Annotated in this window: 19 protein-coding genes; 8 read left to right on the top strand and 11 right to left on the bottom strand. The window is 62.8% G+C overall.

Features of this window, described 5'->3' with window-relative positions:
* Positions 1–160 precede the first annotated feature (160 nt).
* Positions 161–808, bottom strand: a complete 648-nt coding sequence (locus ACEPP2_RS02475; protein ID WP_395515685.1) for a response regulator transcription factor — start codon at positions 806–808, stop codon at positions 161–163.
* Positions 809–916: 108 nt separating this feature from the next.
* A complete protein-coding gene (locus ACEPP2_RS02470; RefSeq protein WP_395515684.1) occupies positions 917–1,327 on the bottom strand; it encodes a hypothetical protein in 411 nt (136 codons plus the stop codon).
* Between the two features lie 19 nt (positions 1,328–1,346).
* On the opposite strand from ACEPP2_RS02470, the gene ACEPP2_RS02465 reads away from it, so the two are divergent.
* Together ACEPP2_RS02465 and ACEPP2_RS02460 are read left to right on the top strand one after the other, a co-directional pair.
* Positions 1,347–1,760: a DUF952 domain-containing protein gene (locus ACEPP2_RS02465; protein ID WP_395515683.1), complete on the top strand. Its 414-nt coding sequence runs from the start codon at positions 1,347–1,349 to the stop codon at positions 1,758–1,760.
* Positions 1,760–2,851: a quinone-dependent dihydroorotate dehydrogenase gene (locus tag ACEPP2_RS02460; protein WP_395515682.1), complete on the top strand. Its 1,092-nt coding sequence runs from the start codon at positions 1,760–1,762 to the stop codon at positions 2,849–2,851. The genes ACEPP2_RS02465 and ACEPP2_RS02460 overlap by 1 nt, the downstream gene beginning before the upstream one ends.
* Here ACEPP2_RS02460 and ACEPP2_RS02455 read toward each other — a convergent pair.
* Genes ACEPP2_RS02455 through ACEPP2_RS02445 form a run of 3 tightly spaced genes read right to left on the bottom strand, consistent with a single transcriptional unit; the run spans position 2,827 to position 4,935 of the window.
* On the bottom strand, positions 2,827–4,182 hold the full coding sequence (locus ACEPP2_RS02455; RefSeq protein WP_395515681.1) for an MATE family efflux transporter: 1,356 nt from the start codon (positions 4,180–4,182) through the stop codon (positions 2,827–2,829). The genes ACEPP2_RS02460 and ACEPP2_RS02455 overlap by 25 nt on opposite strands.
* On the bottom strand, positions 4,182–4,667 hold the full coding sequence (locus tag ACEPP2_RS02450; RefSeq protein WP_395515680.1) for a CAP domain-containing protein: 486 nt from the start codon (positions 4,665–4,667) through the stop codon (positions 4,182–4,184). Before ACEPP2_RS02450 ends, ACEPP2_RS02455 begins: the two co-directional genes overlap by 1 nt.
* A 1-nt stretch (position 4,668) precedes the next feature.
* Positions 4,669–4,935 (bottom strand): DUF6460 domain-containing protein, encoded by a 267-nt coding sequence (locus ACEPP2_RS02445; RefSeq protein WP_052641623.1) that lies wholly within the window; start codon positions 4,933–4,935, stop codon positions 4,669–4,671.
* 146 nt (positions 4,936–5,081) lie between these two features.
* On the opposite strand from ACEPP2_RS02445, the gene ACEPP2_RS02440 reads away from it, so the two are divergent.
* The 3 genes from ACEPP2_RS02440 to ACEPP2_RS02430 all read left to right on the top strand — a co-directional run bounded on the left by ACEPP2_RS02440 (position 5,082) and on the right by ACEPP2_RS02430 (position 7,413).
* Positions 5,082–6,011, top strand: a complete 930-nt coding sequence (locus ACEPP2_RS02440) for a class I SAM-dependent DNA methyltransferase (protein WP_395515679.1) — start codon at positions 5,082–5,084, stop codon at positions 6,009–6,011.
* A 107-nt stretch (positions 6,012–6,118) separates the two neighbouring features.
* On the top strand, positions 6,119–6,769 hold the full coding sequence (locus ACEPP2_RS02435) for a YitT family protein (RefSeq protein ID WP_395515678.1): 651 nt from the start codon (positions 6,119–6,121) through the stop codon (positions 6,767–6,769).
* Entirely contained in the window at positions 6,769–7,413 is a 645-nt protein-coding gene (locus ACEPP2_RS02430; protein WP_395515677.1) for a YitT family protein, read from the top strand. The genes ACEPP2_RS02435 and ACEPP2_RS02430 overlap by 1 nt, the downstream gene beginning before the upstream one ends.
* A gap of 5 nt (positions 7,414–7,418) precedes the next feature.
* On the opposite strand, the gene rpoN is transcribed toward ACEPP2_RS02430, so the two are convergent.
* From rpoN to lptC, 4 genes are all read right to left on the bottom strand, one after another.
* Entirely contained in the window at positions 7,419–8,981 is a 1,563-nt protein-coding gene (gene rpoN, locus ACEPP2_RS02425; protein ID WP_281978106.1) for an RNA polymerase factor sigma-54, read from the bottom strand.
* A gap of 117 nt (positions 8,982–9,098) precedes the next feature.
* On the bottom strand, positions 9,099–9,881 hold the full coding sequence (gene lptB, locus ACEPP2_RS02420; RefSeq protein WP_281978227.1) for an LPS export ABC transporter ATP-binding protein: 783 nt from the start codon (positions 9,879–9,881) through the stop codon (positions 9,099–9,101).
* A gap of 37 nt (positions 9,882–9,918) precedes the next feature.
* Entirely contained in the window at positions 9,919–10,437 is a 519-nt protein-coding gene (locus tag ACEPP2_RS02415; RefSeq protein WP_281978226.1) for an LptA/OstA family protein, read from the bottom strand.
* Between the two features lie 46 nt (positions 10,438–10,483).
* Positions 10,484–11,152, bottom strand: a complete 669-nt coding sequence (gene lptC / locus ACEPP2_RS02410) for an LPS export ABC transporter periplasmic protein LptC (protein ID WP_281978105.1) — start codon at positions 11,150–11,152, stop codon at positions 10,484–10,486.
* A 183-nt stretch (positions 11,153–11,335) separates the two neighbouring features.
* On the opposite strand from lptC, the gene sppA reads away from it, so the two are divergent.
* The 3 genes from sppA (at position 11,336) to ACEPP2_RS02395 (ending at position 13,060) form a co-directional block, all read left to right on the top strand.
* Positions 11,336–12,289, top strand: a complete 954-nt coding sequence (gene sppA / locus ACEPP2_RS02405) for a signal peptide peptidase SppA (RefSeq protein ID WP_395515676.1) — start codon at positions 11,336–11,338, stop codon at positions 12,287–12,289.
* Positions 12,290–12,313: 24 nt separating this feature from the next.
* Positions 12,314–12,613, top strand: coding sequence for an integration host factor subunit beta (locus tag ACEPP2_RS02400; protein WP_281978103.1), 300 nt, complete (start codon positions 12,314–12,316; stop codon positions 12,611–12,613).
* Between the two features lie 99 nt (positions 12,614–12,712).
* Positions 12,713–13,060 carry a LapA family protein gene (locus ACEPP2_RS02395; RefSeq protein ID WP_395515675.1) on the top strand — a complete coding sequence of 116 codons (348 nt, stop codon included), beginning with the start codon at positions 12,713–12,715 and terminating at the stop codon, positions 13,058–13,060.
* Positions 13,061–13,073: 13 nt separating this feature from the next.
* Here the strand turns inward: ACEPP2_RS02395 and ACEPP2_RS02390 are convergent, their stop codons facing one another.
* Complete coding sequence (locus ACEPP2_RS02390; RefSeq protein WP_152341118.1) at positions 13,074–13,535, bottom strand: carboxymuconolactone decarboxylase family protein; 462 nt, start codon at positions 13,533–13,535, stop codon at positions 13,074–13,076.
* 26 nt (positions 13,536–13,561) lie between these two features.
* On the bottom strand, positions 13,562–14,062 hold the full coding sequence (locus ACEPP2_RS02385; protein WP_281978102.1) for an RrF2 family transcriptional regulator: 501 nt from the start codon (positions 14,060–14,062) through the stop codon (positions 13,562–13,564).
* Positions 14,063–14,141 lie beyond the last annotated feature (79 nt).

Below are 14,141 nucleotides of genomic sequence, written 5' to 3'. Positions count from 1 at the left end.
CGTGGGCCTTGCGCCCCCGAACCGTCTCGCCATCCAAAGGCATGGCGCACCGGGATGCCTTTTCGGAGCACATCACGGCGCAGGCAGCCATACGGCCACTCGAAACAGATTAGCGAAACGGAAGTCGCGGGTAAAGGGAAGGAAGGAATAAAATCCTGCCCTATGCCACCATCGGCATGTTGATCCTGCTGAGCTTGATCACTGCCTGGGTCCGGCTGTCGACATTGAGCTTCAGGAGAATGGCGGAGACATGCGCCTTGATCGTCGCCTCCGACACGCCGAGTTCATAGGCGATCTGCTTGTTGAGGAGGCCTTCTCCCAGCATGGCCAGCACGCGGCTCTGCTGCGGGGTCAGCGTCCTTAACCGCTCGAGCAGTTCGCTCACGCCCGGATCCTCGTCCGAGACCGGGAGCGGAACGTCGGGTGCCCATATGTCGCCCTCCAGCACCGCATTGATGCCGGCACGAATGTCGTCGAGGCCGGAGGACTTGGAGATGAAGCCCGAGGCGCCCAGTTCGAGCGCCCGCCGGATCGTGTTTCCATCGTCGGTCGCCGATACGATGACGATCGGCAGTGCCGGAAACTCTGCCCGCAGCGACATCAGCCCGGAAAAGCCGCTCACGCCCGGCATGGCGAGGTCGAGAAGCATCACATCCGCCTCGGGATTGTCGCGTGCGGCCTTGCGGGCTGCCTCGAAGTCCCCGGCCTCGATGATCAGGCGCTCCTCGCCGAGGTCGTGGACCGCCTGCTTCAGCGCGCCCCGGAAGAGCGGATGGTCGTCGGCTATGAGGATCGTCAGTGTCTGCATTCCACGCCCCCTCCCAAGAGCATAGTCGCATATTTGCATAGAGTTTACGCGGGCCGGGCTCCGGAAACAATAGCCCTCTTCTTGTGGTGGAGAATCTGGGTGCGGGGCTCAGGTCCTCTGGGGCGCCGACTCGGCATTGTCCCGCTCCGTCGTGAACTCCTCGATGATCTCCATGAAGCGCCGCATGAAGCGCTCCATGATGGAAAGGCTCTGCTCGATCTCGGCCTCTCCCGGCAGGGCGTTCTGTGAGGGCTGGGCGTCAAGCCGCTTCTCCAGCGCGGTAACCCGATCGCCGAGCAGGTCGAGTTCCTTTTCGTAAGCGGCCCGCTCGTCCGCCGCCATCCGGCAGACGAGGTTACCCTCCGCCTCGCGGCAGAGCGAGACCGCACCGGTTTCCCTGTCGAGCCGGATGAAGCCGCTCTCGGTTCGCTCCAGCTCGAAGCGCGATGGGTCCGCGTCCTGGGCATAGGTGTATGCGGGCAGGGCCAGGGGCAGAAGGATCCAGAATAGTCTTTTCATTTCGCTTCCCTTTCCTGCGGTGGACAAGCCGGTCTCTTTGCGGCAAACCGCCGGTCAGCAATCGACGCGTTTCCGAAAGCCGCCCATGAACACTATCGTCTATAAGATCGTTCCGCGAGCGCTTTGGCAGCAAGCCAGGCAAACAGGCGTTTTTGAAGGCGCACCCGTCGATCTGCAGGACGGCTTCATCCATTTCTCCACGGCCTCGCAATGCCGCGAAACCGCCCGGCGTCATTTTGCCGGCATGAGCGACCTCCTGCTCGTCGCCATCGATGGCGAAGCTCTAGGGGACGCGCTGAAGTTCGAGCCCTCCCGCGGTGGTGATCTTTTCCCGCACCTCTACGCCCGGCTTCCGATGGATGCCGTACTGTGGGAACGCTCCCTGCCGGTCGGCGACGATGGGCTGCATATCTTTCCGGAGGAGGTCGCCTGATGTTCGGCCCCGTTACCGACCTGGCGCGTCAGGCTCTCTTCCTTCTTGATCCGGAAACGGCCCACGGCATGTCGATCGCGGCGCTGAAAAGCGGTGTCGTGCCCTCCTGTCGCGTTCCGGATGACCCGCGCCTTGCCGTGACGGTTGCCGGAATAGGCCTCCCCAATCCGCTTGGCATGGCCGCCGGCTACGACAAGAATGCCGAAGTGCCGGACGCGCTGTTGAAGCTCGGCTTCGGTTTTGCGGAAGTCGGGACCGTGACGCCGAAGCCCCAGGCCGGCAACGACAAGCCGCGTATCTTCCGCCTCGCTGGCGACCGGGCGGTGATCAACCGGCTCGGCTTCAACAACGAGGGGCATGAGGCGGCCTTTGCGCGCTTGTCCGCACGCAAGGGCTCAGCCGGCATTGTCGGCGTTAATATCGGCGCCAACAAGGACAGTGCCGATCGCGTGGCGGACTATGTCGCCGGCATCAGGCGCTTCTATCCGGTCGCAAGCTATTTCACGGTCAACATTTCCTCGCCCAACACGCCCGGCCTGCGCGACCTGCAGGCCCGCGACAGCCTGAAGGCGCTGCTGGAAGCCGTGCTTGCGGCCCGCGGGGAAGAAGCATCCAGGGTCGGTCGCTCGCTGCCCGTATTCCTGAAGATCGCTCCCGATCTGACCGAGGAAGGGCTCGATGATGTTGCGGCCGAAGCCCTCGCTCACGATCTTGACGGGCTGATCATCTCCAACACGACCCTTTCCCGCGACGGCCTGACCGACCGTCGCCATGCTGCGGAATCAGGCGGGCTGTCGGGCGCCCCGCTCTTTCGCCTGTCCACGGCGGTCCTCGCCAAGATGCGGCAGCGCGTCGGAGCAGCACTCCCGCTGGTAGGGGTCGGGGGCGTCGGAAGTGCCGAAGATGCCATGGAGAAAATCCGTGCCGGTGCGGACCTTGTGCAGCTCTATTCCTGCATGATCTACGAAGGTCCCGCCCTGCCGGCTCGCATCCTGCGCGGCCTGTCCGACCTGCTCGATCGTGACGGGGCCGGCTCCATCCGCGACCTGCGCGATAGGCGCGTGGATCACTGGGCGGCGATGAAGCTCTGAGCCGTCTTGCGCGGCACCATGGCGGCGAGAAACACCCCTCGCATCAGCAGGAACAGGTTGAGTGCCGCCCACAGGCCGTGATTGGCATAGGCCGGCACCAGCGTCAGCAGGGCCACACAATAGGCGGCGAATGACATCAGCATCATGTTGCGCATCTCCCGCGACCAGGTGGCACCGATGAAGACCCCGTCCATCTGGAAGGCGAGTGCTCCGGCAAGGCCGGTCATCGCGGCCCAGGGAAGATAGGCGATTGCGATTTCCCGCACCTCCGGCGATGTCGTCAGCAGCTGGATGATCGGCTGGCCGAACAGCAGGAAGAAGGCAGCAAGGACGCCTGCCATGGCGAAGGACCAGACGGCCGTGAGCTTGATGGCACGGTTGAACGACGGGCGATAATTAGCGCCGACGGCCCGCCCGGACAGTTGCTCTGCAGCGCCCGCGAGCCCGTCCAGGAAGAATGACGAGAGCATGAAGATGTTCATCAGCACGGCGTTGGCGGCGAGCGTCACCGCCCCGAAGCTTGAACCGACCTTCGTCAGGAGCGCGAACGCGCCGTTGAGGACCAGCGAGCGGATCAGGATGTCGGCATTGAGCTGGAAGAGCTGCTTCAGCTTGTACCGGTCGAGGAGGTCTGCCCTGGTCGGCCGCGAACCAGGCGAAAACCGGGGTACCACCAGCGCCAGGCCGACGGCGGCCGCCAGCACTTCGGCCGCAGCCGTTCCCCATGCCACCCCCGCAACGCCCCAGCCAAGCCACAGGCCCAGGATGATCGAAAGCAGGATGTTCGTACCGTTCAACAGGATCTGCAGCGCCAGGCCGAACTTCGGCTGCCCCCGGCCGAAGACGAAGCCGAGGATGGCGTAGTTGAGAAAGGTCGCCGGGCTGGAGATGACGCGGATGGCGAAATAGTCCCGGACGACCGCTTGAACCGACCGATCGTCCGTCATCAGGTCGGGCGCTGCCCAGAGGATAACCGGCGCAAACGCCAGCATCAGGGCGCCGAGCCCAAGCGCGCTGAGTGTGGCCCGCCAGAACACCGCCTGCAGTTCGCGCTCGTCGGCGCGTCCGAACGCCTGTGCGGCCAGTCCCGTCGTCGCGGTCCGGAAGAAGCTGAGGCTGCCATAGATGAGATCGAAGAGGATCGCGCCGATCGCGAGGCCGGCCAGCGCTTCAGCCTGGCCAAGGCGGCCGACGACTGCGGTATCGGTCAGCCCGAGCAGCGGCGTGGTCAGGAAACCGAGCGTCATCGGCACTGCGATCGAAAGCACCAGCCCATGCGTGACTTCGAAGGGCCGAGACACGACATGCTGGGACTTGGAGGCCGGCTCCATCAGGCCGACAACACCATCGCCCAATAGGGCCGGGATGCGGGGGATTGTGCGACGGCGACGCCGACGCCGCTGAAGGAGCCCAGCATGTTCTTCAGGTGACGCTGGGAGTCGATCCAGGCCTGCACAGCGTCATCCACCGACCTCTGGCCGCTCGCGATGTTCTCTGCAGCAGGAAGCGGCACGTTGCGGCGCTTCATCCGGGTGGCGAAGCTGTCGCCCATGCCGATCAGGTGCGTCATCTGCTCGGCCTTCGCCATTCGCGCGGCCTGCTCGGCGGCGGCGGCGCGCGCAGGCGCCTTGGCCGACAGTGCCGGAAGCCCCTGCTGGCCGCGCACGCGGTTGACCAGCGGCAGGGCCGCATCCGTCTCGTCCTCGACGCCGGCGACTGAGTCGGGTTTCAGAACGCTGGAGCATCCGGTTGCGAGGAGGCCGCAGCCCGCCAGCACTAGGAAGCCCCGTCTCGGAAGGGAATTTTCCAGTGTCATGTCAGCGCCTGTAGCTGAGGAGCCGCAGGATGATGAAGGCCGGGATGACGATCGTGGCGCCGAGGATCAGATAGTCGCCGACGCGCCCGAGCGCATGGAAGCCCTGATACCAGAGGTCGAGGACGAAATTGCGGATTCCGTAGACGATATCCCACGGGTCGACGCCGAATATGGCCATCACGAAACCCACGATGAGCGATACGACGATGAGTTTAACGATCGTGCGCCCCGGCGTATCGCCGAGAAGCCGGTTGACCCCGTCCGACATGCTTTCAGTCTCCGTTTGGCGGCAGGAATAGGCGGCATTGACGCCCGTCGCAAGCCCGTTCTCCACCGCCCGATGCCGCCCCTTCAAATAGAACTTGAGTTTTTTTGTGACTTCGGCCAATAACCCGCACCCCTCCAGGAGCACCCATGCCCCCCGTCCAGTTTTCTTCCGGTGATGCCATCGCAGATCGGCGCATGGACTATGCCCGGATGCTATTCGACGGTGGCGATCTGCAGGCAGCGCTCGAACTGGTGGAGCAGGCTGTCGAACTGGTACCTGCCTGGGCTGCTGGCTGGTTTCGTCTTGGTGAGTACCGGGAGAAGGCGAGCCTCGTCGAACATGCGGTGGAGGCCTTCCGGAAGGTCCTCGCGATCGAGCCGCAGGATATCTTCGGCGCACGCCTGAAGCTGGCACTTCTGGGGGCCGAGGAGGTTCCTGAACATCCGCCCAGCCGCTATGTCGAAAGCCTGTTCGATGGGTATGCGGATCGCTTTGAGACCGCTCTCGTGGAAAAGCTCGGTTACAGCGTCCCGGCCAGGCTTGCGGAGATGTTGATGCCTGCGGCGCCCTATCGGCTGGCCGTGGACCTTGGCTGCGGCACCGGCCTGATGGGCCTTGAGGCTCGCCCGATGACCAAGCGTCTGGAGGGCTTCGATTTGTCCCTCAACATGATCGAGAAGGCGCGGCAGAAGGACATTTACGACCACCTCGCCCAGGCGGATATCAGCCTCCCGTCGGACCGGACGACACTCTTTTCGGATGTTCTCGCCCGTCACCGCGCCGATCTCGTCATGGCGGCCGATGTCCTCATCTATCTGGGCTCGCTCCAGACGGTCTTTCCGCTCGTGACGGATCTGCTTGCTCCGGCCGGCCTCTTTGCCTTCTCGATCGAAGATGCCGGCGTCGATGAAGGGTTCGTGCTGCGCGACTCGCTTCGCTATGCGCATTCGAAAGACTACATCCGGCAGCTTCTGGACCTCCATCATCTCCGCCTGCTTGACGTCCAGCGGATCGACCTTCGTCACGACCGCGGCAAGCCGGTGGGTGGCATGCTGTTTCTGTCGCAGAAGCAGTGAAGAGCCAACATATTCTTTCGTTTTGCGGTGTTCACCGCGGCAGCCGTTGAACAAGGTGCGCTGACGATTTATTGCATTGCAGTATATATACGTTCAGAGGTTCAGGATTGGCTCAGGGGAAGCAGGCACAGAGGCGAAGCCTCGGCTTCTACAGCGCAGACCCTTCGCAGCATACGCTGCTGGAGGATAGCCAGGGCTTGGCCACCGGCGCCCTCGTCGCCGGCCTCGGCTTCTATCTGCTCAATCACGTCGGCCTGCTGACGGGAGGTACGGCGGGGGTAGCCTTCCTGCTTCACTATGCGTTCGGCATCTCCTTCGGACTGCTGTTCTTCATCGTGAACCTGCCGTTCTATTATCTCTCCTTCCGGCGTCTCGGCCTCGGCTTCTCGCTGAAGACCTTCATCGCCATCGGCCTCGCCTCGGTGGTCACGGAGATCGAACATCGCTTCCTGCTGATCGAATACCTCCATCCCGGCTGGGCAGCCATGCTAGGCGGGCTCCTCCTGGGATACGGACTGCTCGCCCTTTACAGGCACCGGGCCTCGCTCGGTGGGGTCGGGATCCTGGCGATCTACATTCAGGATCGTTTCGGCATTCAGGCCGGGCTGGTGCAACTCGCCTTCGATCTCTGCGTCATGATCTGTGCCTTTGCTGTCGTTTCCCCTGCAACCGTGGCATGGTCGATCCTTGGTGCGGTGGTGCTCAACGTCTTCCTGGCGATCAACCATCGCTCCGACCGGTATATCGTGGTGCGCTGATGGCAAATGCTGACGGGCAGAAGACACCGGTGGGGTTCTGGGCATCGGCCTCCGATCGCCACTCGATAGCGGAAGACATTCAGGGGATCGCAGCCGGTTCGATGCTGGCGGCCCTCGGCGTCACCATGCTCGCGTCGGCGCAACTGCTGATCGGCGGCACGGCCGGGCTCGGCTTCCTCATGCGCTATTCCACGGGCCTGAGCTTCGGCCTCGTCTTCTTCGCACTCAACCTTCCCTTCTACTGGCTTGCCTATCGTCGGCTGGGCCTCGCCTTCACGGTCAAGACGTTCTCGGCGGTTGCCCTCACCTCGGTTCTCACGGAAGTGCTGCCGGCCTTCATCACCTTCGAGACCCTGCATCCCGTGGTCGCGGCCTTGTTCGGCGGTCTTCTGATCGGGACGGGGATGCTGGCGCTGTTTCGCCATCGGGCGTCGCTCGGCGGCTTCGGCATACTCGCTCTCTACCTGCAGGAGCGTGCCGGGTGGAGGGCAGGGTTCGTGCAACTGGCGCTCGACCTTCTGGTTCTGGCGCTCTCCTTCTTCGTCGCCACACCCTTCGTGATCGTCTGCTCCATCGTGGCAGCTGCGACCCTGAATCTTACGCTGGCGATCAACCATCGCACGGACCGCTACATCGTCCGGTGATCTGCCTAGACGGCAGCCAGCCTCGCCATTGCCCGCTTTTCGCGCCGCCGCTGTACTGAGGAGGGAATGTTCATCGCCTCCCTGTACTTGGCGACGGTGCGCCGTGCGAGGTCGACGCCACCCTTCTTGAGGGAAATCACGATGTCGTCGTCCGAGAGAATGGCATCGGCGCTCTCCTGATCGATCAGCGCCCGGATGCGGTGGCGCACAGCCTCCGCGGAATGGGCATCACCGCCATCCTCGCTGGAGCCTATCGATACGGAGAAGAAATACTTCAGCTCGAACATGCCTCTCGGCGTCAGCATGTATTTGTTCGAGGTCACCCGGCTGACTGTGGACTCGTGCATCTTGATCGCCTCTGCGACCGCCTTGAGGGTGAGCGGTCGCAGGTGGTCCACGCCATGCACGAGGAAGGCGTCCTGCTGCCGCACGATTTCCGTTGCCACCTTCAGGATGGTCTTTGCTCGCTGGTCGAGGCTACGGGTCAGCCAGTTCGCACTCTGCAGGCATTCGGCGAGGAAGTCCTGCTCTTGTCCGTGCTTGGCGCAAGATTTCGAGACCGACTGGAAGTACTGCCGGTTGACCAGTACGCGGGGTAGGGTGTCCGGATTAAGTTCGACCATCCAGCCTCCGGTCGAGCCGGGTCGAACGACAACGTCGGGTGCAACGGGTTCGGCGGCGTGTCGCTCGAAGCTGTCGCCGGGCTTCGGGTTCAGCGTGCGGATCTCCGCCAGCATGTCGAGAAGGTCTTCCTCACTGACACCGCAAAGCCGGCGGAGCGAGGTGAAATCTCGGCGGGCGAGCAAATCGAGATTGTCGACAAGCAGCTTCATGGCAGGATCGAGACGATCGCGCTGCTTCAACTGGATCGCCAAGCATTCGCGCAGTGACCGCGCCATCACGCCGGGCGGATCGAGCGTCTGCAGCGCCGTCAGCACGGCTTCCGCCTGTTGCCGGTCCACGCCCAGGCGCTCGGCAATGTCCGCGGTGGACCCGGCAAAATATCCCGCCTGATCGACGGCGTCGATGAGATGTTCCGCAATCAGGAGCTCGGTCGCGCTCTTCAGCAGGAACGGAACCTGCTGACCCAGGTGCTCAGCAAGCGTCATCGGAGCGGCGGCGAAATCCTCCAGGTCGTAGTCGTCGCCGGACTGCGCTCCCGTCATTGATTTCCACTGGCCGAGCAGTTCGGGTACATCGGCCTTCGCCGCAGGTCTGTCATCCGGGAAGACGTTCTCGAAGCCCTGATCGATTTCCTGCAATCGCGCCGCAGCGACCTCGGGCCGGCTTTCGTACCAGTCATCGGAGGCGTCTAAGTTTGACGACCTGCCGTCGTCCGCTCCATCCTGCTCGCCGCGCGGCGCCGACTGTTCCGCCGATCGCGGTTCGCTGGCGTCATCCGTCTCCGGAGAAGCGAGATCGAGAAGCGGGTTCTTTTCGATTTCAGCCGCGATGAACTGGTTGAGTTCCAGATGCGTCATCTGCAGCAGTTGAATGGACTGCAGCAATTGCGGCGTCATGACCAGTGACTGGCTCTGGCGCAGAAGAAGGCTGGCGGACAAGGCCATGCGGACGCAAACTCCCTAGCGGTCAACATTCCGGCGTCCGGATATCGACTTGGCCCAAAAATTGCTTTTTTGAATGATTTGGTCAAGCGGTCCGCATCGACCGCGACAGTTTGCGCCTCAGAGCGTGAACTTGTCGCCCAGGTAGAGGCGGCGGACATCGGGATTGTTAACGATATCCTCGGCCCGGCCGTGCGTCAGCACCTCGCCCGCATGGATGATATAGGCACGGTCGATGAGGCCGAGTGTTTCCCGGACGTTGTGGTCGGTGATCAGGACCCCGATGCCGCGGGCGGTCAGGTGGCGAACGAGGTTCTGGATATCGGAGACGGAAATCGGGTCGACGCCGGCGAAGGGTTCGTCCAGCAGCATGAAGGCTGGATCGGTCGCAAGCGCCCGTGCGATCTCGAGGCGCCGTCTTTCGCCGCCGGAGAGCGCAACGGCGGCCGATTTCCGCAGGTGGCCGATATGGAACTCCTCCAGCAACTCGTCCAGCTTTCGCTCGCGCTTCTCCTTGCTCGGCTCGTGAACCTCGAGGACCGCGCGAATATTCTGCTCGACCGTCAGGCCCCGGAAGATCGACGCCTCCTGCGGCAGATAGCCGACGCCCAGGCGCGCGCGCCGATACATGGGCATCGTGGTCACCTCGTTGCCATCGATTGCGATCATGCCCTCGTCGACCGGCACGAGGCCGGTGATCATGTAGAAGCATGTCGTCTTGCCGGCACCGTTCGGGCCCAGCAGCCCCACGGCCTCGCCGCGCCGAACCACGAGTGATACTCCGTTGACGACCCGGCGCGTATCATAGGTCTTGGAAAGCCCGTGGGCGACCAGCGTGCCTTCGTAGCGCGTCTTGTCCTTCACCGCGAACGGCTGGCGAGGGGACGGCCTGCGCGCCGCCAGTCTTGATAGGAGGGGAAGTTTCACACTGCTTCCGTCGTTACTGCTGCTGCCGCGACTTCGGATCGAGCAGGATCTCGACGCGTCCGCCGCAGGCATCCAGCCGTGCTTCGCCGGTCTCCATGTAGACGGTGAGCTTGCAGCCCTTGAAGACGTTCGGTCCCTCGGAGAGCACGACTTGGTCGCCTGTCAGGATGAAGGTCTGGGAGGGCATGTCGAACTCGCCCTTGTCGGCGGTCGCCTGCTGTGTCCCGGAGTTGAGCAGGACCTTGTTGTCCAGATAGATCTTCTCGATATCCGCATTGCCACCGGTCATGGAGGCGCCATCACCGGTATAGAGCACGGTCATCTTGCCGGCGCGCATCGTCGTTGCCCCTTGGACGACCTTCACGTTGCCGGTGAAGTAGGCCTTCTTCTCCTGCTCCTTGATCTCGAGCTGGTCGCTCTCGATCTGGATGGGTTCGTCATTGGAAAGCCGCATCCCATCCATCTGGCTGGTCGTCGCCTGGGCGAAGGCCGGACAGACGGCCGCAAGCGCAAGCAAGCCACCCACGATCATGGAAACGGATGTCTGGGAACGTCGACGAACGGTCATGGTGCCGGCTCTAACTGCCTCGGTTGCGGATGGCGGCGGCTTCGATCTTGACCCGAACCTGTCCCGCGAATGTGATGGTTCGCCCCTTATCCGTTATCTTGAGCGACTGTGCAACAATGGACGCCTGCTCGGTGTCGATTGACACCGGGTCGTCGGTATTCAGCGTCCCCGCGACAACGTCGAGTTGCGCCGACTGGAACTTCGCCGTGGTCCCGTTGCTGAGATTGACGTCGAATGGGGCCGTCAGTTCCATGCGGTCGGTCCCGCGGTCGAAGATGCCTTCCGTCGCGACGACACGCGCGATCGTATTGACGTTCAACGGAACCGCGGCCTTCACGTCCTCGAGCGTAATCATGTTCGGGTTGGCGATATCCTGCAGCGCCCGCACCGCCGTCATCGAATAGCTGATGCCGTCGTCGTTGCGCCCAGCAATCGCCGGCCGTTCCATGACGATCTTGCCGTCTTCGATGCGGGCGCTCTCGACCGAGAGGTTCTCGGGAAGGTAGGCCCGGATCACCGAGACGGAGATGAAGATCGCCGAGATGACAACCGCGCCGATCGGAAGCCAGATGCGGAGCTTGCGCACGCGTGCGGAATGGGCGACTGCCGCCTGGTAGGCGTCGACCTCCGCCCGGCCCATGCTGGCCGGTCCTGGTGCTTTGAGCATTCTCTGCAGCATTGGCTGGGTCTGTTCCTCACATTCCGCATGTTTTCAGAGTCGCGCTTGCGGCCAGCACGGATTTCGTATTTCGCGCCAATATGGTTTTTATGGATCAACAAACAATAACAGCCAACATTAAATCGTGATAGTCGGTGGCGCAGCGCTTACGTATCGAGCGTGCATCGGCAGCAGGGAAATCCAATGGATCAATCGGCAATTGCAGATCGTCGGCGGCTGAGGCGGAAGCTCACCTTCTGGCGGGTCCTCACTCTTCTGGTCATCATCGGGCTCGGATTCGCGGTCTACCGCATGAGCGCCGGCGAGGGCGGCCGTGCCACGCCGCACGTCGCCCAGGTCAAGATCACCGGCATGATCCAGGACGACACGGAACTCCTGGAGCGGCTGGACAGGATCGCCGAAAGTGACAGCGTCAAGGCACTCGTGGTTTCCATTTCGTCGCCGGGCGGAACGACCTATGGCGGAGAGCGGATCTTCAAGGCGATCCGCGCGGTGGCCGAAAAGAAGCCGGTCGTCTCCGACATCCGCACGCTTGCCGCCTCCGCCGGCTACATGATCGCCACTGCTGGCGACGCGATCGTCGCAGGCGAAAGCTCGATCACCGGCTCGATCGGCGTCATCTTCCAGTATCCGCAGATTGCCGAGATGATGGACAACCTCGGCATCTCGCTGGAGGAGATCAAGTCCTCGCCGCTGAAGGCAGAACCTTCGCCCTTCCATCCTCCGAGCGAGGAAGCGCGGCAGATGATCCGCTCGATGATCATGGACAGCTACGACTGGTTCGTGGATCTGGTTGCGGAGCGCCGCAACCTTCCGCGCGACGAGGCGCTGCGGCTTTCGGACGGTTCCATCTTCACTGGCCGGCAGGCGCTGCAGGCCAAGCTGATCGATACCCTCGGCGGCGAGGATGAGATCCGCGCCTATCTCGCCGGCAAGGGCGTCAGCGAAGACCTGCCGATGGTCGAGTGGAAGGACGACGGGAGCAGTTCCTCCCTCTGGTTCGCCCGGGCGATGAGCGAGTTCGTCCGGCTGACGGGGCTCGGAAAGATGCTGGGCCTCGACAGCATGCGGCCCTGGATGGGCGAGAAGTTGTTCCTTGACGGTCTTGTCTCCGTTTGGCAGGTTGGCCACGATTAAATCTAGATTTTTCAGGGGGCAAACGTGATCAAGTCGGAACTGGTCCAGATCGTTGCGGCGCGTAACCCGCACCTCTACCATCGCGATGTCGAGAACATCGTGAACGCGGTCCTCGACGAGATCACCGACGCGCTGGCCGCCGGAAACCGCGTAGAGCTGCGCGGCTTCGGCGCCTTTTCCGTCAAGAACCGCCCCTCGCGCTCCGGCCGCAATCCGCGCACCGGCGAATCCGTTTTCGTCGAGGAGAAGTGGGTGCCTTTCTTCAAGACCGGCAAGGAACTGCGTGAGCGCCTCAACCCGGGCATGGGCGAAGAGGCGGATTGACGCGGCCTTCGCTCCGGGGACTGCACTTGAAAGGCGCCGCAAGGCGCCTATTCTGCCTCCGGAGGCATAAACTATCAGACATAGACGAGGCAGGACGACATGACGAGGCTGAAGAAGATTGTCACGCTGGTGATCCTGGTGCCGCTCGGCATCCTTCTCATCGTCCTTTCCGTCGCCAATCGTCAGAGCGTCACGCTCGCTCTGAACCCGTTTCGCCCTGAAGACGCTGTTCTGTCGCTGACGGCCCCCTTCTTTCTCTTTTTGATGCTTTCACTGATCCTCGGCATGCTCATTGGCTCACTCGCGACCTGGTGGACACAGGGCAAGTATCGCCGGCAGGCTCGCGTCGAGGCGCGGGAAGCCATCAAGTGGCACAACGAGGCCGACAGGCACAAGACGCAGTCGACCGCCATCGCGCCTGCCGGATCCGCACTCTCGCGCCGATAGTCGGCGGAGCTGCCTATGCAGCCTTGGCTGGCTGATCGAGTGGATGCATCGCCCGGAAGCCGACGCAGAGCCGGTTCCAGACATTGATTGCGCCGATCGCCACCGTGATCTTCATCATTTCCTCATCCGTGAAATGGTCCCTGACGGCGTTATAGGCGCTTTCCGGAACATGGGTGTCGGCCACTCGTGTCACCGCATCCACCCAGGTCAGCAGGGCCCGCTCCTTCTCGTCGTAGACCGGCGATTCCTCCCAGGCGCTCATCAGGTTGATCCATTGTTCGGAAAGCCCGTCGTGGCGGCTTTCCTTGACGTGCATGTCGATGCAATAGGCGCAGTGATTGACGATCGAGGCGCGAAGCTTGATCAGATGGATGAAGCGGCGCTCGAGCCCGGATTTCTGGACATAGTTCTCGAGTTCCAGCACAGCCTTGTATGCCTCCTGCGAGGCCTTGGCGAAATTCATGCGAGGCTTCATCGTCATCTCCATCGGTGTGGCCGCATTCAGCGGGCCGGTTTGCGTTCGTGCAGTTCAAGAAAGGCACAGCCACGGGCGGCGATTCCCCCGTCGTCTCCTGCCTCAAGATCGGCCATGATGTCGGCGATGGACACCTTGGCGAGTTCGGCGCGATAGGCCTTTTCCGCCTTCAGCATGGCGGCGTTTATGCCGCATGGCTTGCGGAAATAGCGCCCCGGCAGCGGGTTCGGCCCGCGTTGGCGGATTTCGGCACAGCGGAAAGCCGGTGCCGGTCCCTCCACGGCCAGCACGATGTCGAGCAGGGTTACTTCCTCCGGTCGTCTTGCCAGCCGGTAACCGCCCTTCGGGCCGGGCATGGTTGCGACGATTCCGGCGGCGGACAGCGCCTGCATGTGCTTCAGCAGATAGCTGACCGAGACCCCGTGGAATTCGGCAAGCGCCGCGGCCGAGAGTACCCCGCCTTCCGAAAGGCCGGACAGCATCGTCGCGCAATGAATTGCCTGTTCGACCCCGTCACTCAGTTTCATGCTCGCTCCTAATCGTGGATAAAATAAATCCATGATATTCCGACCGTGGTCAAGGGGCTTCTTTTCGCGGCGGCAGCGC

Origin of the sequence: Pseudorhizobium flavum (genome assembly GCF_044142885.1) — a bacterium.
Taxonomy (GTDB): Bacteria; Pseudomonadota; Alphaproteobacteria; order Rhizobiales; family Rhizobiaceae; genus Neorhizobium; species Neorhizobium flavum.
The sequence above is the reverse complement of the archived record's forward strand: the minus strand, read 5'-3'. Positions and strand labels throughout refer to the sequence as shown.